The sequence below is a fragment of the Shewanella sp. BJSY2023SW005 genome (assembly GCF_047314585.1).
In the GTDB taxonomy this organism is placed as follows: domain Bacteria; phylum Pseudomonadota; class Gammaproteobacteria; order Enterobacterales; family Shewanellaceae; genus Shewanella; species Shewanella algae.
In genome coordinates this window covers 85,043-103,080 of the sequence record NZ_JBKORJ010000062.1, presented here as the reverse complement: position 1 = coordinate 103,080, position 18,038 = coordinate 85,043, and the positions used below count along the sequence as shown (strand labels likewise).

General features: G+C 53.8%; 17 protein-coding genes. 8 read left to right on the top strand and 9 right to left on the bottom strand.

Annotated features, from left to right (window positions below; translation table 11 throughout):
* Positions 1-670 (top strand): transposase (locus ACMHXI_RS19785; protein WP_413735908.1); only part of this gene is annotated, 670 nt, incomplete at its 5' end.
* Between the two features lie 40 nt (positions 671-710).
* On the opposite strand, the gene rpoD is transcribed toward ACMHXI_RS19785, so the two are convergent.
* The 4 genes from rpoD to rpsU form a co-directional block, all read right to left on the bottom strand.
* On the bottom strand, positions 711-2,558 hold the full coding sequence (rpoD, locus tag ACMHXI_RS19780; protein WP_093982505.1) for an RNA polymerase sigma factor RpoD: 1,848 nt from the start codon (positions 2,556-2,558) through the stop codon (positions 711-713).
* Positions 2,559-2,691: 133 nt separating this feature from the next.
* Positions 2,692-4,419, bottom strand: coding sequence for a DNA primase (dnaG, locus tag ACMHXI_RS19775; protein ID WP_115389932.1), 1,728 nt, complete (start codon positions 4,417-4,419; stop codon positions 2,692-2,694).
* A gap of 80 nt (positions 4,420-4,499) precedes the next feature.
* Complete coding sequence (locus ACMHXI_RS19770; RefSeq protein ID WP_025010513.1) at positions 4,500-4,943, bottom strand: GatB/YqeY domain-containing protein; 444 nt, start codon at positions 4,941-4,943, stop codon at positions 4,500-4,502.
* 6 nt (positions 4,944-4,949) lie between these two features.
* The gene (rpsU, locus tag ACMHXI_RS19765) at positions 4,950-5,165 is read right to left on the bottom strand and encodes a 30S ribosomal protein S21 (protein WP_006080725.1); all 216 of its coding nucleotides are present in this window, start codon (positions 5,163-5,165) and stop codon (positions 4,950-4,952) included.
* Between the two features lie 196 nt (positions 5,166-5,361).
* Here rpsU and tsaD point away from each other — a divergent pair, with 196 nt between their 5' ends.
* Positions 5,362-6,378 carry a tRNA (adenosine(37)-N6)-threonylcarbamoyltransferase complex transferase subunit TsaD gene (tsaD, locus tag ACMHXI_RS19760; protein WP_208184966.1) on the top strand — a complete coding sequence of 339 codons (1,017 nt, stop codon included), beginning with the start codon at positions 5,362-5,364 and terminating at the stop codon, positions 6,376-6,378.
* Between the two features lie 96 nt (positions 6,379-6,474).
* Here tsaD and plsY read toward each other — a convergent pair whose 3' ends face one another.
* Positions 6,475-7,071 (bottom strand): glycerol-3-phosphate 1-O-acyltransferase PlsY, encoded by a 597-nt coding sequence (plsY, locus tag ACMHXI_RS19755; RefSeq protein ID WP_391564267.1) that lies wholly within the window; start codon positions 7,069-7,071, stop codon positions 6,475-6,477.
* 274 nt (positions 7,072-7,345) lie between these two features.
* On the opposite strand from plsY, the gene folB reads away from it, so the two are divergent.
* From folB to ACMHXI_RS19735, 4 genes are read left to right on the top strand one after another with little or no spacing between them, the layout of a single operon-like run.
* The gene (gene folB, locus ACMHXI_RS19750; RefSeq protein ID WP_025010515.1) at positions 7,346-7,696 is read left to right on the top strand and encodes a dihydroneopterin aldolase; all 351 of its coding nucleotides are present in this window, start codon (positions 7,346-7,348) and stop codon (positions 7,694-7,696) included.
* Positions 7,697-7,703: 7 nt separating this feature from the next.
* Complete coding sequence (gene folK / locus ACMHXI_RS19745; RefSeq protein WP_413735905.1) at positions 7,704-8,201, top strand: 2-amino-4-hydroxy-6-hydroxymethyldihydropteridine diphosphokinase; 498 nt, start codon at positions 7,704-7,706, stop codon at positions 8,199-8,201.
* A gap of 17 nt (positions 8,202-8,218) precedes the next feature.
* The gene (locus ACMHXI_RS19740; RefSeq protein WP_025010517.1) at positions 8,219-9,025 is read left to right on the top strand and encodes an undecaprenyl-diphosphate phosphatase; all 807 of its coding nucleotides are present in this window, start codon (positions 8,219-8,221) and stop codon (positions 9,023-9,025) included.
* Between the two features lies 1 nt (position 9,026).
* A complete protein-coding gene (locus ACMHXI_RS19735) occupies positions 9,027-9,836 on the top strand; it encodes a putative RNA methyltransferase (RefSeq protein WP_413735903.1) in 810 nt (269 codons plus the stop codon).
* A gap of 132 nt (positions 9,837-9,968) precedes the next feature.
* Here the strand turns inward: ACMHXI_RS19735 and ACMHXI_RS19730 are convergent, their stop codons facing one another.
* Positions 9,969-10,235 carry an Lpp/OprI family alanine-zipper lipoprotein gene (locus ACMHXI_RS19730; RefSeq protein ID WP_025010519.1) on the bottom strand — a complete coding sequence of 89 codons (267 nt, stop codon included), beginning with the start codon at positions 10,233-10,235 and terminating at the stop codon, positions 9,969-9,971.
* A 227-nt stretch (positions 10,236-10,462) separates the two neighbouring features.
* Positions 10,463-11,704: a multifunctional CCA addition/repair protein gene (locus ACMHXI_RS19725; protein WP_413735901.1), complete on the bottom strand. Its 1,242-nt coding sequence runs from the start codon at positions 11,702-11,704 to the stop codon at positions 10,463-10,465.
* Positions 11,705-11,871: 167 nt separating this feature from the next.
* Between ACMHXI_RS19725 and ACMHXI_RS19720 the strand changes: the two genes are divergently transcribed.
* Both ACMHXI_RS19720 and ACMHXI_RS19715 read left to right on the top strand, forming a co-directional pair.
* Positions 11,872-13,527, top strand: a complete 1,656-nt coding sequence (locus ACMHXI_RS19720) for an AAA family ATPase (RefSeq protein ID WP_413735899.1) — start codon at positions 11,872-11,874, stop codon at positions 13,525-13,527.
* Positions 13,527-14,687 carry a general secretion pathway protein GspB gene (locus ACMHXI_RS19715; RefSeq protein ID WP_243885979.1) on the top strand — a complete coding sequence of 387 codons (1,161 nt, stop codon included), beginning with the start codon at positions 13,527-13,529 and terminating at the stop codon, positions 14,685-14,687. Before ACMHXI_RS19720 ends, ACMHXI_RS19715 begins: the two co-directional genes overlap by 1 nt.
* A 334-nt stretch (positions 14,688-15,021) precedes the next feature.
* Here the strand turns inward: ACMHXI_RS19715 and nhaD are convergent, their stop codons facing one another.
* Together nhaD and hemL are read right to left on the bottom strand one after the other, a co-directional pair.
* The gene (gene nhaD / locus ACMHXI_RS19710; protein WP_045283525.1) at positions 15,022-16,272 is read right to left on the bottom strand and encodes a sodium:proton antiporter NhaD; all 1,251 of its coding nucleotides are present in this window, start codon (positions 16,270-16,272) and stop codon (positions 15,022-15,024) included.
* Positions 16,273-16,749: 477 nt separating this feature from the next.
* On the bottom strand, positions 16,750-18,033 hold the full coding sequence (hemL, locus tag ACMHXI_RS19705) for a glutamate-1-semialdehyde 2,1-aminomutase (RefSeq protein WP_028779763.1): 1,284 nt from the start codon (positions 18,031-18,033) through the stop codon (positions 16,750-16,752).
* Positions 18,034-18,038 lie beyond the last annotated feature (5 nt).

Below are 18,038 nucleotides of genomic sequence, written 5' to 3'. Positions count from 1 at the left end.
GCAACAGGCTCAACCGAACAGCCACTGGCTGCTGCCGTTGAAGAAAGGGACGCAATATGAAGTGGTACGCTCTTTAGGAAAACACGACCAACTGGCGCAGTTAGCCACCACGCCTCAAGCCAGAAAGAAGTGGCCTATGCTGCCTGAGAATATTGAAGCTCGCTTACTGACGAAGACGATAAAAGGCAAGTCGGTTTCCATTTTGACGTCATTAACAGACCCCTTGCGTTATCCGGGGGCAGAGATAGCGGATTTATATGCCCATCGATGGGAGATAGAAGTGGGCTATCGGGAGATGAAGCAGCATCTTCTGGAGAGTCGCTTTACGTTACGCAGTCAATTGCCAGAGCTGGTTATCCAAGAATTGTGGGGGGTACTATTGGCCTATAACCTCATCAGATACAAGATGGTGTTGATGGCTAAGAGCTTACCGTCGTTACATCCGAACCAATTAAGCTTTAGAGATGCATCGAGTTATATCATTTTTAAACTGACTCAGCTGTCATCTCAAATGCCTGGGAATGTTCCGAGAGAGGTCTTGGACATAGTGCGTAACGCGAGGCAGTTCAAGCTTGATGGGAAACGGGATAGAGCCTATCCACGTGCGTTAAAAATGAGTAAAAACAAGTATCCCATTAAGCCTAAGAAAAATGCCGTTCACACTAAGTGAACGGCATTACGCGTAGCGGGGTTTTTGTACAAAAGCTTGCTTACTCGTCCAGGAAGGACTTGAGGATTTCCGAGCGGCTCGGGTGACGCAGCTTACGCAGTGCCTTGGCCTCAATCTGACGGATACGTTCACGGGTAACGTCGAACTGCTTGCCCACTTCTTCCAGGGTGTGGTCAGTGTTCATGTCGATACCAAAACGCATTCTGAGGACCTTGGCTTCGCGGGCTGTCAGGCCTGCCAGCACTTCATGAGTGGCACTCTTGAGACTTTCGCTGGTGGCGCTGTCCAGTGGCAACTCGAGGGTAGTATCCTCAATGAAATCCCCCAGATGCGAATCTTCATCGTCCCCGATAGGGGTCTCCATGGAGATAGGCTCTTTGGCGATTTTCAGCACTTTGCGGATCTTGTCTTCCGGCATCATCATCCGCTCGGCCAGCTCTTCCGGAGAAGGCTCGCGTCCCATTTCCTGCAGCATCTGCCGCGAGATACGGTTGAGCTTGTTGATGGTCTCTATCATGTGTACCGGGATACGTATGGTACGGGCCTGGTCCGCGATGGAGCGGGTAATGGCCTGACGGATCCACCAGGTAGCATAGGTAGAGAACTTATAGCCACGACGGTATTCAAACTTATCTACAGCCTTCATCAGACCTATGTTGCCTTCCTGGATAAGATCCAGGAATTGCAGGCCACGGTTGGTGTATTTCTTGGCGATAGAAATAACCAGACGCAAGTTGGCTTCAACCATTTCCTTCTTGGCACGGCGAGCCTTGGCTTCACCTATGCTCATGCGGCGGTTGATGTCTTTGATTGAGGCGATAGACAGGCCGGTTTCGGCTTCGATGGCTTCCAGCTTGGCGCGACAGCGCAGCACGTCTTCCTCGACCATTTTCAGGCCTTCGGCGTATGGCTTGCCGGAGTTCATCTCGGCGTTGAACCAGCTGATATCGGTTTCGTTGCCGGTGAAGAGCTTAACAAAGTTCTTCTTCGGCATTTTGGCCTGTTCAACACAAAGCTTGAGGATCAGGCGTTCCTGAACCCGCACTTTGTCCATCATGCTGCGCATGCTCTTGACCAGACGGTCAAACTGCTTGGGCACCAGACGGAACTCTTTAAAAATTTCGCCGATGTGGAACAGAGCCGCTACTGACTCGGGGTGATCGCGCCCCTTGAGTTCGATGAGCTTCAGTGAGTTCTCATAGACGGTACGCAGTTGACCGAAACGCTCACGGGCTTCTTCCGGATCCGGGCCTTTGGAGCCTTCATCTTCGGAATCGCTGTCGTCATCTTCGTCATCGTCGTCCATATCGTCTTCATCATCCAGATCATCATCGGACAGTTCAGAACCAATATGGGTGGCGCTTGGGCCTACATCGTCTTCGTCGGGATTGACAAATCCAGAGATAATGTCGGACAGGCGGATCTCTTCGGCCTCGAACTGATCAAACTGTTCGAGGATCATGGCGATCGCCTGTGGGTACTCGGCGACTGAGCTCTGTACCGTGTTGATGCCTTCTTCGATACGCTTGGCGATCTGAATTTCGCCTTCGCGGGTCAGCAGTTCCACTGTGCCCATTTCGCGCATATACATACGCACTGGGTCTGTGGTGCGGCCCAGCTCGCTCTCGACTGAGGCCAGGGCGGCGGCGGCTTCCTCGGCGGCATCTTCATCCGTGCTGTCTTCCGACATCATAATGTCATCGACATCCGGTGCTTCTTCAAACACTCGGATACCCATGTCATTTATCATCTGGATAATATCTTCGATCTGGTCGGAATCGACCATATCTGCAGGCAAGTGGTCATTCACTTCTGCATAGGTTAGGTAACCTTGCTCTTTGCCTTTGGCGAGCAACAGTTTAAGTTGCGACTGCGGAGTTTGATCCATAGATATCATCCAAGTTGGGTAACTGTTACAACGATGGGCAGCGGCCTTGGGCTCTTGCCGCACAAATCGTCAATTATAGCCATGTGCGCATCCCTGTGCTAGTCCGGCGACCGGACCCATAAATTGAGAGAGCTCATTGGCGGCTTTTCATGGCCGCGATTAGCTTCTTAAGCTGTACTTTCTCTTCTTTAGTATGGGTCTGTTTCAGACTTAATTCCTGATAGCGCTGCTCAATGTATTGATTATTCAGCCATACCAGGGATTTTTTGAACTCTTGCTCCAGGTTTTCATCCGCCACTTGATGCTCCCATTGGGCCAGTTTTCTCAGGGCGGAAAATTCGTCCGTATCCCTGAATTGCTCAAGTAGTTGTGCGCTGTTCATCTTCTGGGCACGAGTCAAATCCAGTAATTCGACCAGCAAGTCTATGCCGGCCATCTGTAAATGCTTGAGAGCCGGTTGGGGGATCAAATTCAGCCCCAACTGTGGGTGTTGTACCAGCAAGGCGACGGCGAGTCGCAGCGGTGTACCCCGGCCCTTAAGCGCTTTATGCCGGGCGGGGGCAACCCCTTGGGGGCCCTTGAATCCCAGCTTTTTCTTCAGATCATCTGCGCTGTTCATGCCGAGCCTGTGTGACAGGTCTTCGAGCAACAGATTTTGCAGCACAGTGTCTTGAATCTTTTCAATTAGGGCTATGGCCTGTTTCGCCAGGTTGCCCTTGTCTGTCCCGTATTTAGTGGTCAGGGTATCGAACAGAAACCCTGTCAGTGTTTGCGCTTCATCTATCAAAGCTTCGAAGGCTTCTTTGCCTGTCTTGCGCACCATAGAGTCGGGATCTTCCCCCTGGGGCAAAAACATAAAGCGCACTGTATCGCCGGGCTTCAGCAGTGGCAGGGCGGTTTCCAGTGCGCGCCAGGCGGCTTCTTTACCGGCGTTATCGCCGTCGTAGCAGCAAACCACCTCTTTGGCGCTGCGCAGCAACAGCTGAAACTGCTCGGCTGTGGTCGAGGTGCCCAGAGAGGCTACCGCATAATCGACCCCAAATTGAGCCAGCGCCACTACGTCCATATAACCTTCGACAATCAGCACTTGCCGGGGTTCTCTGTGGGCCTGCTTCAGCTCATACAGACCGTAAAGCTCATTACCCTTATGAAATATGGGCGTTTCCGGAGAATTCAAGTATTTGGGGGTACCATCTCCCAACACCCTGCCACCAAAGGCAATCACCCGGCCGCGCCTATCGCGGATCGGGAACATCAATCTGTCACGGAAGCGGTCATAACGCTTGCCGTTGTCGTTGCTGATGATCATCCCCGCAGTCAGCAGCTTGTCCTGCGACTCTTGCTGCGAGCGGTAACGGCTCAGTAAACCGTCCCAGCCGTCGGGGGCGAACCCTATGCCGAAGCGCTCGACAACCTGGTCCGATAACCCACGAAAGGCCAGATAGTCCAACACCTTCTGTTTGTCCTGGTGTTGCCTGAGCTGGCTTTGATAAAACCTGTTGGCCTCTTCCATCAACTGGTAGAGATCGCGGCTGAGCCCTTCGTCGCGACGACGGTTGGGATTGTTCTCCCGCGGCACTTCCAGCCCCAGTTGGCTTGCCAGCTCCTCAATGGCATCGAGGAACTCGAGACGGTCATACTCCATGATGAAGTCAATGGCATTGCCATGGGCACCACAGCCGAAGCAGTGGTAAAACTGTTTGTCTCTGCTGACGGTGAAAGAGGGTGATTTTTCACTGTGGAAAGGGCAACAGGCAGAATAATTCTTACCCGCTTTTTTAAGGGGTACCTTGTGATCGATAAGATCAACTATGTCTGTGCGAGCAATCAGCTCATTGATAAAATCACGAGGTATAGCCATCAGACTGAGTCATGCACCCTTGACCGATGTAAACAAACAAGCCGCGCAGAAGCACGGCTTGTTCATACGTGGAAACCCGCTTATTGCAGTTTGGCACGGATCTGGGCACTGATGGCACCCATGTCTGCACGACCCTGAACTTTGGATTTCAACGCTCCCATTACTTTGCCCATATCCGCCATGGTGCTGGCACCGCTATCCTGAATAGCGGCATCAATCAGCGCAGCGATTTCGCTTTCGCTCAGAGGCTGGGGCAGAAAAGTTTCAATAACTTGAATCTCTGCTGCTTCGGCTTCTGCCAACTCCGGACGACCTGCTGCCTCATATTGGGCAATGGCATCACGGCGTTGTTTCACCATCTTGGTCAAGACAGCTATTATCTGCTCATCATTCAGAGTTTCGCGGGTGTCCACTTCAATCTGTTTGATGGCAGCTAATGCCATACGAATCGTACCAAGGCGGACCTTCTCTTTGGCCACCAAGGCTTGTTTCATTTGGTCTTTTAGCTTATCTATCAGGCTCATAAGGAATTAGTATAAACGTACGCGACGTGCGTTTTCGCGAGAAAGCTTCTTGGCCAGACGCTTAACTGCAGCAGCTTTTGCACGCTTACGAGCAGTAGTTGGCTTCTCGTAGAATTCACGAGCACGCACGTCGGCCAGGATACCGGCTTTTTCACAAGAGCGCTTGAAACGACGCAGAGCTACGTCGAATGGTTCGTTTTCACGTACTTTAATAATTGGCATACGCCATCACCCCTTAGGTGTAAGTTTGTATTGAGTCAATCACTTGACCCAAGTGTATTTAAAATGGTGCGGAATTTTAAACCGATTGGCACTGGATGTAAAGTCCCTAAAGTAAATTCACTTTAGCCTACAACTGGAGAAATCTCTTGGTTAGGGGTAGAATTGGCGCCCCTTTTCAGGCGGAAAGATTTCATAGATGCGGGTTTTAGGTATTGAAACATCCTGTGATGAGACAGGAATAGCGGTTTACGACGAAGAGCAGGGGTTGTTGTCCCATGCTCTCTACAGTCAGGTTAAGTTACATGCCGACTATGGTGGTGTGGTGCCTGAGCTGGCATCAAGGGATCATGTGCGCAAAATAGTACCGCTGATCCGTGAGGCGCTGGCCAAGGCCGATACCCGTATCGAAGATCTCGACGGCATCGCCTACACCAAGGGCCCTGGCCTGATTGGTGCGCTTTTGGTGGGCGCCTGCGTCGGCCGTTCTCTGGCATTTGCCTGGAATAAGCCTGCAGTAGGTGTCCATCATATGGAAGGGCATCTGCTGGCGCCCATGCTGGAAGAGGATGCGCCTGAGTTTCCCTTTGTGGCGCTCTTGGTTTCCGGCGGTCACTCCATGCTGGTGAAGGTGGAAGGCATAGGTCGCTACGAAGTACTGGGTGAATCTATAGATGATGCGGCCGGTGAAGCCTTCGACAAGACCGCCAAACTGATGGGGCTGGATTATCCCGGAGGCCCAAGACTGGCCAAGCTCGCCGCCAAGGGGGAAAAGGCCGGCTATAAGTTTCCCCGACCGATGACCGACAGACCGGGATTGGATTTTAGTTTCTCAGGGCTGAAAACCTACGCCGCCAATACCATAGCCGCCGAACCGGATGATGAGCAGACCCGCGCCAATATCGCTAGGGCTTTTGAAGAAGCCGTGGTCGATACCATGGTCATCAAGTGCCGCCGCGCACTGGAGCAAACCGGCTTTAAACGCTTGGTGATTGCCGGTGGTGTCAGTGCCAACACCCGTCTGAGGTGGTCTCTGGCCGAGTTGATGCAAAGCCGAGGCGGTAAGGTTTTCTATCCCAGAGGCGAGTTCTGCACGGATAACGGTGCCATGATAGCCTACGCTGGCTTACAGCGCCTCAAGGCCGGCGAGCGTGAGACGCTGGCGGTGAAAGGGCAGCCACGTTGGCCGCTGGATACGTTGGAAGCGGTTTCCTGAAACCCGGCAACATAGTTTAAAGTACCTGAAAAGCAAAAGGCGTCACTGGCGCCTTTGCTGTTTTTTATGGCAGTCGTTACAAATGTGCAGCTGAGCCTATTTAGCGCGCTTAGAGCGCGACATCTTGGACTCTTCTCCCTTGAGCAGGCGGCGAATATTATCCTTGTGGCGGATAATGATCAGCGTCGATAGCATGGCCACCGGCAGGGTAAATCTGTCATCCAGCCACCAGGTATATACAGGCGCCAATAGCGCCGTAACCAAAGCTGCCAGTGATGAATAGCGGGTCAGCAATACCACCAATAACCAGGTGCCCATCAAACACAGCGCCAAGCCTTCACCTATGGGCGCCATGGCACCGAGTGCTGTGGCAACGCCTTTGCCGCCCTTGAAGCCGAAGAAAATCGGGTATATGTGCCCCAGACAAGCGGCAATGGCTATCACCCCGAGCCAGACGGCATCTATTCCCATCAGATAAGCGGTATAAGTGGGTAGGGCACCCTTGAGCATATCGAAGAAAAACACCATGGCTGCGGCCCAAGTGCCGCCGATGCGCAGCACGTTGGTGGCGCCCGGGTTGCCCGAACCCTTGCCTCTGGGATCCGGCAGGCCCTTGAGGCGGCACACCAGCACGGCACTGGAGATAGAGCCGAGCAGGTAAGCGGCCACAATCATAATTGGGGTCAGTACCATGGTACTCAAATTGGTTTCCTTACTCGTCTTAAGGTATTATCGCGCACACTGAAATATACAGCCCTTGCCCGGATAACCCAAGGTGAACATCTTTACCGTCAGCTGGCGGTTAAAAATCTCGGGTTCATCTTGTCCTTCAATGCCTTATCCTACTTAAGATCGGGCCAGGTAGAAAGGGGCTACAGTGAATATCTCCGGAACGGGGCGGATTATAGCGGTTTTATTGCCGATAGCTTATCTGACCTCAGGCCCGGCAGCTGCTAAGGGGGATTTTATGGACAGAGTGCTGATACGGGAATTACAGATAGAAACGGTTATCGGGATCTATGAGTGGGAGAAACAGGTACATCAGACACTGCTTATCGATCTGGATATGGCCTGGGATAACAGAGCCGCCGCCGACAGTGATGATTACAGCCAGGCGCTCTGTTATGAAACCGTCAGCAAGCGCCTCACCGCCCTGATCACCGAAAAGCCCATTGAGTTGATTGAAACCGTGGCCGAGATGATAGCCCATTGCCTGATGAGTGAATTTTCAGTGCCTTGGGTCAAGGTGCGGGTGATGAAGCCCGGCGCCGTACCTTCGGCCAAAGCGGTCGGTGTTGAAATCGAGCGTGGTATCTAACGGCAATATGGCAAATATCTACATCAGTCTGGGCAGCAATATCGACCCGGAACATTATCTGCGTGCTGCTATCAAAGAGCTGCACGCTGCGTTTGGTGAGCTGCAGCTGTCATCGGTTTACGAGAGTGAGTCTGTGGGATTCAAGGGCAGCAACTTTCTCAACATGGTGGTGGGCGCTCACACCTTGCTCGACATTGCCGAAGTGGTGGCCTGCTTCAAGGATATAGAGCTGCGTCATGGGCGTATTCCCGGGGCGAAAAAGTTTGCTCCGCGCACTCTGGACTTGGATCTGCTGCTCTATGATGACAAGGTCTGCCAGCAGCCGGTAGTTTTGCCCCGAGCCGAGATCCTGACCAATGCCTTTGTGCTTTGGCCGCTGGCTGAACTGGCACCGCAAACCAAGCATCCTCTGGCACAACTCAGCTACCAAGCGTTGTGGCAGGAATATGACAAGGCCAGCCAGAAGCTCTGGCCTATCGCTTTCGATTGGGGCCTGTCGGCCTGATTTTTTAAAGGACAATTATGGACACAATACAGGTCATCATCCTTGCCCTGATCCAGGGCCTGACTGAATTTTTACCTATCTCCAGCTCGGCGCACCTTATTTTGCCTTCCCAATTACTGGGCTGGGAAGATCAGGGACTGGCCTTCGATGTGGCGGTGCACATAGGCTCATTACTGGCAGTGGTGCTCTACTTCCGTACTGAAATCATCGCTATGCTGAACGCCTGGTTTGGCAGCATATTCAAGGGTAACCACAGTGCCGAGAGCAAACTGGCCTGGTGGATTATTCTGGCCACCATACCCGCGGTCGTTTTTGGTTTTATGGCCAAAGATCTGGTTGAAACCTATCTGCGGGGGCCGGGCGTTATTGCCATCACTACTGTGGTATTCGGTTTGCTGCTCTGGTGGTCGGATAAGATGGCACGGCTTGAGCTCACTGAGTATCAAACCGGCTGGCGCAAGGCATTGATGATAGGTTTCGCCCAAGCTTTGGCACTTATTCCCGGCACCAGTCGCTCGGGGATCACCATGACGGCGGCCCTGATGTTGGGGCTGAATCGCGAAGCGGCGGCGCGTTTCTCTTTTTTGATGTCGATTCCTGTGATCCTGGGGGCGGCGCTGCTGATGGGCAAAGATCTGCTCGACGGCGGGCATGTGATTGACTGGCAGGCCTTGATACTGGGCGTAGTGCTCTCTTTTGTGGCGGCTTATACCTGTATCCACCTGTTTTTGAAGATTATCAGCAAGATGGGCATGCTGCCTTTCGTGCTCTACCGTCTGGCGCTGGGTGCGCTTCTGTGCGGCTTTATCTTTCTGTGGAGCTAAGATGAATTTAGTGCAATTTCAGTGCCCGGTTTGCCAGAGTGAACTCAAGCAGCATCAGGCATCCAGAGGTTTTTACTGCGCCAACAAACATCACTTCGACCGCCAGGAAGACGGCTATTGGCTGCTGGCCAAGCCCAAGAGCGCGGCGGTACATGCCTTGTCGCGCCAGGCGTTGCGGGCCAGGCGTTTTCTGCTGCAGTCTGAATTGATGGCGCCTTTGCATCAGGCGCTTAATCTTAAGCTGGCCAGGCTCGCCGAAAACTGTGACGCTGTACTTGATCCCAACGCCGGAGACGGCGCCTTGCAGCAGATGCTGCAACTGCCGGAACAGCTGCAACGTCTGCTTATCTGTGATGCGCAAAATGCCGCCTTCGCCGCTGCCAAAGCCTTGCCGACGGCGCAGGTATTTCTCAGTGTTGCCAAACGCTTGCCCTTTGAAGATGCGCAGTTTTCACTGGTGACTCTGCTCGATGGTCAGCTCAAGGGCAAGGAGATCCCCAGGGTGATGAAGCCTGGGGCACATCTTGTGATGTTGGCACCCGGGCCCAGACACTTATGGCAGTTGCGTGAGCAATTAAACGCTGATCTCAAGCAGCGGGAGTTCAGTATCAGCCTGCCGGCCGAGTTGGCTGTGCTGGAAACCGAGAGCTTGAGTTTTTCTCTGGATGTGAGCGGTGAGCAGGCGTTGACGCTTCTGGAAACCACTCCTTATGCCTGGCGCGCCAGCGAAAAACAGAAGCGTGCGCTTGCTACTCGGGCGATCAAGGGGCTGGAGCTGGATTACCGTGTGTTGGTGATTAAACGGAACTGAGTTTGAGCCTCGGGTTTAGGCTGAAAAATGAAGGTTGTGGCTGGAATTTGGGTCAGGACTGACTGGAAGTCATTGTAGGCTTCAGCGAAAAGCAAATCGGCAACACCTTGGTGTTGCCGATCCGGGACTGAATTACTTCTTGTAACGAGAAGCAACGTTGTCCAAGCGGTCGTTAGCACGCTTAGCTTCAGACTGAGCGTCCATAGCAGCAGCTTTGGCATCTTTAACGTCAGCAGACAGTTTGCCTTGCTCTGCTTTCAGAGAGCTAACTTCGGCTGATAATTGATCAACTTTGTTGCCCAGGTTAGCAACGCTTTCTTCCAGAGCAGTGGTGTTGGCACAGCCACCCAGCAGAGCAGTCATTGCTACGCCAGCAATCATCAGTACTTTTTTGTTCATGAAGAAATCCCTTTAGATAGGTTGGATTTTTAATGGCTCGACTGTAAAACAGCCGACACCGCCTAATTATGTCATAGTCAATTTATTTTGCTACGAATATTCACGTACAGGCCGCTTTACCTTATCGAATACTCATTGAATTGCCAAGTCTTTGGGAAGATAGCCAGTTTCTTTCGCCATTTTCTTAACATAACTGAAAATATTGCCGTCAATATCTTGCCTTTCTATCAGGAAACGGCGGAATTCAGTAACAGTTGCTTTTCTTGACGTACGGCGGCAATCCGCTGCCGAGCGAGCTCTTCTCTGATGGCCGGCCCCTTGTGTCCCGCTGCCACTATGGGTTTGACATCTATAGCTGAGGCGACAGCAAATAACTGCCTCAATGCTTGCGCCTGCGGGTAGGGGGCTTGTTCAAGCCCGCTGCGGCCTCTGGCATCGGCCTCGCAGGCCAGCGCCAGTTGCTCCAGGCGCTCTGGCTTGCGCCAGAAATCGGCTTTGTCGAAGATTTTCACTATGGTTTCCGGCTTGAGCTCCGCCAGATTATGAATATTTTGATGCTGATCGCAGACCAGCAACGCCAGATCCCGATACTCGGAAGGCACTCGCAGCCGCTCGCACAGGTTTCGAATAGGTTCAAGTCCCTTCTGGCCGTGGCCATGGTGCTTGGGCAGCATGTCGGCCGGGGTCAGTGCCTTACCGAGATCGTGCACCAGCGCGGCAAAGCGCACGGCTTTGTCGCGGGTTAATAGTGCGGCTTGCTCCAGTACCATCAAGGTGTGAAGGCCGGTATCAATTTCCGGATGCCACTTGGCTGGTTGCGGCACACCAAACAGGGCATCGATTTCCGGCATCAGTGCTTGTAAGGCGTTAACCTGGCGCAGTACTTCAAAAAATACCTGGGGCTGCTCGCAGCCGAGCACCTTATCCAGCTCCTGCCAGACCCGCTCAGGCGTCAGTGCGCCAAGTTCGGGGCCAGCGGCAATTTCCTGCATCAGAGCCAGGGTTTCCGGCGCTATGCTGAAGCCCTGAGGGGCAAAGCGGGCGGCAAAACGGGCCACCCTGAGTACCCGCAGCGGGTCTTCAACGAAAGCGGGGGAGACATGCCTCAGCACCCGGGCCTCGATATCCTTTTGGCCACCGTAGGGGTCGTGCAGCTCGCCATCCTCACTTTGGGCTATGGCGTTAATGGTCAAGTCCCGCCGCAGCAGATCCTCTTCCAGGGTGACATCGGGCGCCGCATAGCAGGAGAAACCGCCATAACCCAGGCCTGTCTTGCGCTCGGTTCTGGCCAGGGCGTACTCCTCCTGGGTTTTGGGGTGCAGAAACACGGGAAAATCCTTGCCCACCTGTCGATATCCCAGTGAGGCCATCTGCTCCGGGGTTGCGCCTACCACCAGATGATCCCTGTCCTTGACGGGTAAGCCCAATAGTTTGTCACGCACTGCGCCACCAACCAGATAAATCTGCACGCTTGTGGATTCCTTATAATCGACTGCTTTGGTAATGGCCTCAGGATAACATGAGACCCGGCCGTGGGGGACTTTCCCGTGCATCACATAAATGGCGGCCGGGGTTTTACAATTTATGGCCTTGCCTTAAACTGGGCTGTCTCTATCAAAGAAGGATGGCAGTGCCTATGTACAAGGCCTTTTATGGACTGAACGATAACCCGTTTTCTATCGCGCCCAATCCCAGTTATCTGTTTCTCAGTGACAGGCACAGGGAGGCGTTGGCGCATTTGACCTATGGCCTGGGGGAGACGGGGGGCTTTGTGCTGCTGACAGGTGAAGTCGGTACCGGGAAAACCACGGTTTCCCGCTGCCTGCTGCGGCAACTGCCGGAAAATACCGATACCGCCTTTATCCTCAATCCATCTCTGACCGAGCTTGAACTGCTGGCTACCCTCTGTGATGAGTTGAAAATTCCCTATGGTGAGGGGCCCACCCTCAAACAGCTGACCGATCATATCAGTGGTTTTCTGTTGGCTAACCACCAGGCCGGGCGCAACACTGTGCTGATCATCGATGAGGCCCAGCATCTGCGGGCCGAAGTGCTTGAGCAACTGCGCCTGCTTACCAACCTGGAGACAGATACCCGTAAACTGCTGCAGGTGATCCTCATAGGTCAGCCCGAGCTGCAGCAACTGCTCAAGCGCCAGGAACTGCGGCAGTTGGCGCAGCGAATCACTGCCCGTTACCATCTGTTGCCGCTCACCGAAGAGGAGGTGGGCTTCTATGTGCAGCACAGGTTGCAGGTGGCCGGGCGCAGCGAGCCCTTGTTCAACCGCGGCGCGATTCGGGCGCTGCATAAATTCAGTGGTGGTATTCCAAGGCTTATCAACCTCTTGTGTGAGCGGGCCTTGATGGCGGGTTATGGTCAGTCTCGAACCCCTATCGATGCCAAAATGGTGGCCACTGCCGCCGAAGAGGTGCTGGGAGAGAAAATCAAACAGCGTAATTATTGGTTGCCGGCTTCTGCTGCCGCCATGCTGCTTTTGGCATTTGCCGGTGGTTACTATTTCCTGGCACAGCCGGAACAGGCTGTGGCCCAAGATCAGTCCGGACGCCAACTTCATTCAGTGACAGATGCCAAGCAGACTCGGGTTGCAGGCAATCAAGCTGCTGTTAACCATCTTTCTGTCAATCAAGCTGCTGCGGACAAGCCCGCAGTCAATCGGGCGCAGCGGATCTTGACGCAGGCCATAGATCAGAGCCGCAATATAGATACCGCCTTTGCGGCCCTGTTTGCCCTTTGGGACAAGGTGCCATATTCAGGCATCAGTGCCTGTCAGGCCGCCGAACAGCAGGGGCTTGCCTGCTATCAGCAGCAGGGCAATCTCAACTCCTTACTGCGGCTCAACTATCCGGCTGTGGTCTATCTGGAGGATGAACAACAGCAGCCTTTCTATGGCACTCTGGTGACCAAAGATGGTGAGCAGTTGTTGCTGCAACTCAATGAACAACAACTCTGGGTCAGCGTCGATTGGTTCAACCGTCATTTCAGCGGTACTTTTGAAATCATCTGGGATGCCCCCAAGGATCCGCTCAAGGCGATAGGCCCAAGTGCCGGTTTGGCCCAGGTGCAGTGGCTGGAAAATACCCTGGCGCAGGTGGATGAACGCCCGGCCAGGCTGATGAGTTATTTCGACAGCGAGCTGGAGCAGTCACTGCAACAGTTTCAGCGGCGCCACGGCTTGAAACCGGACGGCATTGCCGGCAGCCAGACTCTGGTTCAGCTTAATCTGTACTTGAGTCATCAAGGCCCCAGATTGCACGAAGGAGGAGCGAGCTGATGTCTATCCTCCTCGATGCCGTGACCCGGGCCAAGCAACAGGAAATGGGTGAACAACTGGATCCTGTGTTGACCCCCAGGGCGCAATATCGCCGACAATCTTCAGCAAGTAGCTATCTCAAGCCGCTGGCCGTCTTGGTGGCGGCCGTGCTGGCAGGTGGCGCCTTGGCTTGGGGCTGGCACTCGCTTGATACCAATAAAAAGCCGCTGGCTCCCGAGACATCTTCAGTTGGGGGGCAAGCCTCGCAGCAGCAAGCCAGGCAACAAGATGAGTCTCAAGGATATAAGCAACCGACTCAAGCCGCTGAGGTGGCTGAACAAGGTGCAACGGAAGTACGTTTGGCCGGTAAGGTTGCCTTGCCTATGGCCCAGCCGATACCTCAGACTCAGGCTGTTCAATCTCGGACAATCCAGTCGCAAAATACGCGGCCTCAAAATGCTCAGGCTGAGAATAGGACGACCATAAACCAAAGTTCAGTAAACCAGGGCTCAATAAACCAGAGTTCAATAAACCAAAGCGGCGAAGCTGAAATTGCAGCCCGCCAGAGTCCGGCTTCGGTTAATGCACAGTCGACTGGCAGTGATTTATTGGCCGCCAGTGTGGCTGAAGCGGCTAAAGAGCTGCAGTTTGCGCAACTCCAGGCTGATGGCTCAGCAACTGTAAATCAGGCGCAGGAGATGCCGGCGGCTGACGATGAGCCGATTATCCTGGGAGCCAACCCCAATCGCCGTGGGCTTGAGGTGCTCGAGTCTCTCAAGCGCCAGGTTAATGAAGCGGCCGAGGATGTGGGGCTATCCAGTGCCGAGAGTCGCCGCCAGGATGAGTTGGTGGCTCAGTTTCAGGCGGCGCTTGCCGATGTGGAGCACCGGCACTCGGCGGAAAAACCCGTATCGCCTCCCGAATTGGATCCCATTCCCAAGGCTGAGGAAGAGGTGCCTCCTTACGGCGGCTTGCCGGCCGGGCTGCAATTGCAGGTACCTGAGTTTGAGATCAGTGCTCACGTATACGCCTCAGAACCTTCCAAGCGTTGGCTGAATGTGGAGGGTGCCGAACTGCAGGAGGGGGACAGCATCAAGGGTCAACTGAAGATCGTTGAGATACGTCCAAGGGATGTGGTGCTGGAAATTCAAGGGCAGAAGTTCCGGGTGCCGGCCATCTAAGTCGACCCAAAACGGCTGGAACCAAGCATAAAAAAGCGCCATTAAGGCGCTTTTTTATCTTAGGGAAGGTGCGAATAAGTCCTCGCGGCACTCTGGCTTACACAGCAATTGGCGTTCAAGGCATCTGACTGAAGGCATGCCGGGGCCTGTCAAAGTCGGATAACGCAGAGAGCCGGTTGCTGTGCAAGCCCCGAAGGGCGTGGCTTACAGGCCTGCCTGCTTTGTTGTGCTTCTTACAAAGGACTGAGGCCATTTGCTGCGAACCACGCCTTGCATCCAGGCCTGTAAGCCGACGCAGAGCACGCATGGGACCTGTTCGCACCTTCCTTAGAGCTCAAGCTCCGTAGAAGTAGTTCCCCAGCAACAGTGTCAGGGCGTAGCCAACAGAGTAGCACAGCAACAGCGCCGGAACATACTTGAGGTAAGAGACAAAGGTCAGCTCTTTGACCTTGCTCATGGCGATGATCCCGGCCGCCGAACCTATCACCAGCAGAGAGCCACCCACACCTACTGCATAGGTCAGGCCCAGCCACTCAGGCGTGGTCAGTTCAGGTGCGGCTTTCAAAAGCGCCGCGGTCAGTGGCACGTTATCCAATATGGCCGATCCCATACCAGTGACAAAGTTGGAAATGTTGGGGTCGTGACGGGCGTAGACCTGGGCCAGAAGATCCAGCGTGCCTATCTCTTTGAGCATACCCACCAACAAGAGGATCCCGAGGAAGAACAGCAGGGTGTCGTATTCCACTTGGCGGATATATTCGAGGATCTGCAGTTCTTCTTTGTCGTTGCGGGCGGTGTGGCCCACCAGGAACATGATTGATAACCCGGTGAGGAAGGTTAGCACGGGGGGAATGGCAAACAGAATGTTCAGTGCCATGGTCATCAATATGGTGGTGAAGAAGATGATGGCGATAAGCACATCCACTGTCTCGTAACTTTGACGAATAGGTGTGGTGGACACCTCGCCCTTGGCATTGAGGGAGAAGAGTATTGCCAACAACATCACGCTGAACGCCGCCGGCAGCACCAACATCAACAGCTCTGACATATGCACATGGCCGCCGAGGAAGATCATCAGGGTAGTGACGTCACCCGTTATCAGAGAAACCCCCCCTGAGTTGACGGCAAAGATAATCAATACCGCCATCCGGCGACGCATCTGTTTGTCGAGCTTGAAGGTGGTCAGCAGCCCAAGAGAGACCAAGGTGGCGGTGACGTTGTCACAGATGGCCGACAATACCAGAGAAAACAGCGCAACCTGCAGCATCAGCATCCGGGTGCTGACCCGCTGCGGAAACAGCTTCTGCACTATTATCTGGATCATGCCCTTGGCGTTGAGATAGGCCACAAAGGTCATGGTCGACATCAAAAACAGCCAGAGCGTCGCGATTTCCAGCAGGTTTTCATTGAGTTGATGCTCTACCAGCTTTTCATGGCCGGGGTCGCCGGCAGACATGAACAGAGCTATCCAAGAGATACAACCGAAAAACAGAGTCGTTTTGGCTTTGTTGAGGTGAGTCACCTCTTCAAAAATGATACTCAGCAGTGCCAACACCGCCAGTATGATAAGAAAGGTATAGAGCATAAATGCAATTCCAACTGCTGATTTTATGTTCGTCTGCCCTGGGGGAAGTGGGCAGTTTTTGTGTCGGCCATCAAGGTTCAATTAATCGAGCTGTGATAGCGCGTGCGGATCAGACCACACTGACATGGATAACGCAACTGTTAACTGGAACACATTTTCTTAGACTTTGTGATAAGTGTCCGTCGACTTTCGGGTCGAGCCAGTTATTTGGTCTGTTTGTTTTTTGTATCTTGGTGTTTTGTACTGATTGGATCTGTTTGGCAGCGAAAGGCGACAGTCTACACTCGGGTCAATGGCAAGTTGGCTTGACAGCTATGGCTCAGCCTAAATGGGTTCGTGAACAAAGTGCCGAGTGGAAACTTTGTGGAAGGGGAATTGAGCAACCAGAATTTGAGCTGGACGCCAGAGAAATCTACCCGGTGAGAGTGGGCATAAAAAACGGGGCCGTATAGGCCCCGTTTTCAATCCATCTGCGGATTACTTCATGCGTGCCAGAACACGATCGGCTGCATCCAGAGTCGCCTGCAGCTCTTGCTCGCCGTGAGCCATGGACAGGAAGCCTGCTTCAAAGGCGCTCGGTGCCAGGTAGATACCTTCGTCCAGCATGCCGTGATAGAAGGCGCGGAACTGCTCCATGTTGCACTTGGTAACCTGCTCAAAGCCGGTGATCTTCTCTTCATCGGTAAAGAAGAAACCAAACATGCCGCCAACATAGTTGATGGCCATGGGGATACCATGCTTGTCGGCTGCGGCCTTGAAGCCTTCGGCAATACGCTTGGTCTTGGCAGCCAGCTCTTCATAGAGGCCTGGTTCGGACAGGGCTTCCAGTTGAGCCAGACCTGCGGTCATGGCGATAGGGTTACCCGAAAGTGTGCCGGCCTGGTACACAGGGCCGGTCGGGGCAATATACTGCATGACTTCTTTCTTGCCACCGAAGGCACCAACCGGCATACCGCCGCCGATCACCTTACCCAGAGTGGTCAGATCCGGTGTCACGCCATAGTGGCCTTGGGCACCGCTCTTGGAGACGCGGAAGCCAGTCATCACTTCGTCGATGATCAACAGGGCGCCGAACTGATCGCAAAGTTCACGCAGTCCTTCAAGGAAACCTGCAACCGGCGGGATACAGTTCATGTTGCCGGCAACCGGCTCGAGTATGATACAGGCGATATCCTGCGGATGCTGGCTGAACAGCTCTTTGACTGAATCCAGATCGTTATAGACAGCGGTCAGGGTGTGCTTGGCGAAGTCAGCAGGGATCCCTGGGGAGCTGGGTTGACCCAGAGTCAGGGCACCTGAGCCGGCCTTAACCAGCAAACAGTCGGCATGGCCGTGGTAGCAGCCTTCGAACTTGAGGATCTTGTCTCTGTTGGTGTAACCCCGAGCCAGGCGTATGGCGCTCATGGTGGCTTCCGTACCAGAGCTCACCATGCGTACCTGTTCTATGGAAGGCACCATCTCAATGACTTTTTCTGCCATCTGCACTTCCAGCTCGGTAGGTGCACCGAAAGACAGACCGTTCTCCACCGCCTTGAGAACCGCTTCGCGGATCTTGGGATGGTTGTGACCCAGGATCATAGGCCCCCAGGAACCGACATAGTCGATATAGGCTTTGCCGTCGGCATCATAGATATAGGCACCGTCGGCCTTTTCGATGAAGCGGGGAGAGCCGCCTACACCGTTGAAGGCACGTACTGGCGAGTTCACACCGCCGGGGATGGTTTTCTTGGCCTGTTCAAACAGGTCTTCAGAACGGGTCATGTTTA

What these genes read in the sequence shown, in the direction of transcription:
- rpoD (WP_093982505.1), bottom strand. Translation starts at nt 2,558, where the DNA reads ATGGATCAAACTCCGCAGTCGCAACTTAAACTGTTGCTCGCCAAAGGC.
- ACMHXI_RS19730 (WP_025010519.1), bottom strand. Translation starts at nt 10,235, where the DNA reads ATGAACAAAAAAGTACTGATGATTGCTGGCGTAGCAATGACTGCTCTG.
- folB (WP_025010515.1), top strand. Translation starts at nt 7,346, where the DNA reads ATGGACAGAGTGCTGATACGGGAATTACAGATAGAAACGGTTATCGGG.
- plsY (WP_391564267.1), bottom strand. Translation starts at nt 7,071, where the DNA reads ATGGTACTGACCCCAATTATGATTGTGGCCGCTTACCTGCTCGGCTCT.
- ACMHXI_RS19720 (WP_413735899.1), top strand. Translation starts at nt 11,872, where the DNA reads ATGTACAAGGCCTTTTATGGACTGAACGATAACCCGTTTTCTATCGCG.
- ACMHXI_RS19735 (WP_413735903.1), top strand. Translation starts at nt 9,027, where the DNA reads ATGAATTTAGTGCAATTTCAGTGCCCGGTTTGCCAGAGTGAACTCAAG.
- hemL (WP_028779763.1), bottom strand. Translation starts at nt 18,033, where the DNA reads ATGACCCGTTCTGAAGACCTGTTTGAACAGGCCAAGAAAACCATCCCC.
- ACMHXI_RS19740 (WP_025010517.1), top strand. Translation starts at nt 8,219, where the DNA reads ATGGACACAATACAGGTCATCATCCTTGCCCTGATCCAGGGCCTGACT.
- nhaD (WP_045283525.1), bottom strand. Translation starts at nt 16,272, where the DNA reads ATGCTCTATACCTTTCTTATCATACTGGCGGTGTTGGCACTGCTGAGT.
- rpsU (WP_006080725.1), bottom strand. Translation starts at nt 5,165, where the DNA reads ATGCCAATTATTAAAGTACGTGAAAACGAACCATTCGACGTAGCTCTG.
- dnaG (WP_115389932.1), bottom strand. Translation starts at nt 4,419, where the DNA reads ATGGCTATACCTCGTGATTTTATCAATGAGCTGATTGCTCGCACAGAC.
- ACMHXI_RS19715 (WP_243885979.1), top strand. Translation starts at nt 13,527, where the DNA reads ATGTCTATCCTCCTCGATGCCGTGACCCGGGCCAAGCAACAGGAAATG.
- ACMHXI_RS19770 (WP_025010513.1), bottom strand. Translation starts at nt 4,943, where the DNA reads ATGAGCCTGATAGATAAGCTAAAAGACCAAATGAAACAAGCCTTGGTG.
- folK (WP_413735905.1), top strand. Translation starts at nt 7,704, where the DNA reads ATGGCAAATATCTACATCAGTCTGGGCAGCAATATCGACCCGGAACAT.
- tsaD (WP_208184966.1), top strand. Translation starts at nt 5,362, where the DNA reads ATGCGGGTTTTAGGTATTGAAACATCCTGTGATGAGACAGGAATAGCG.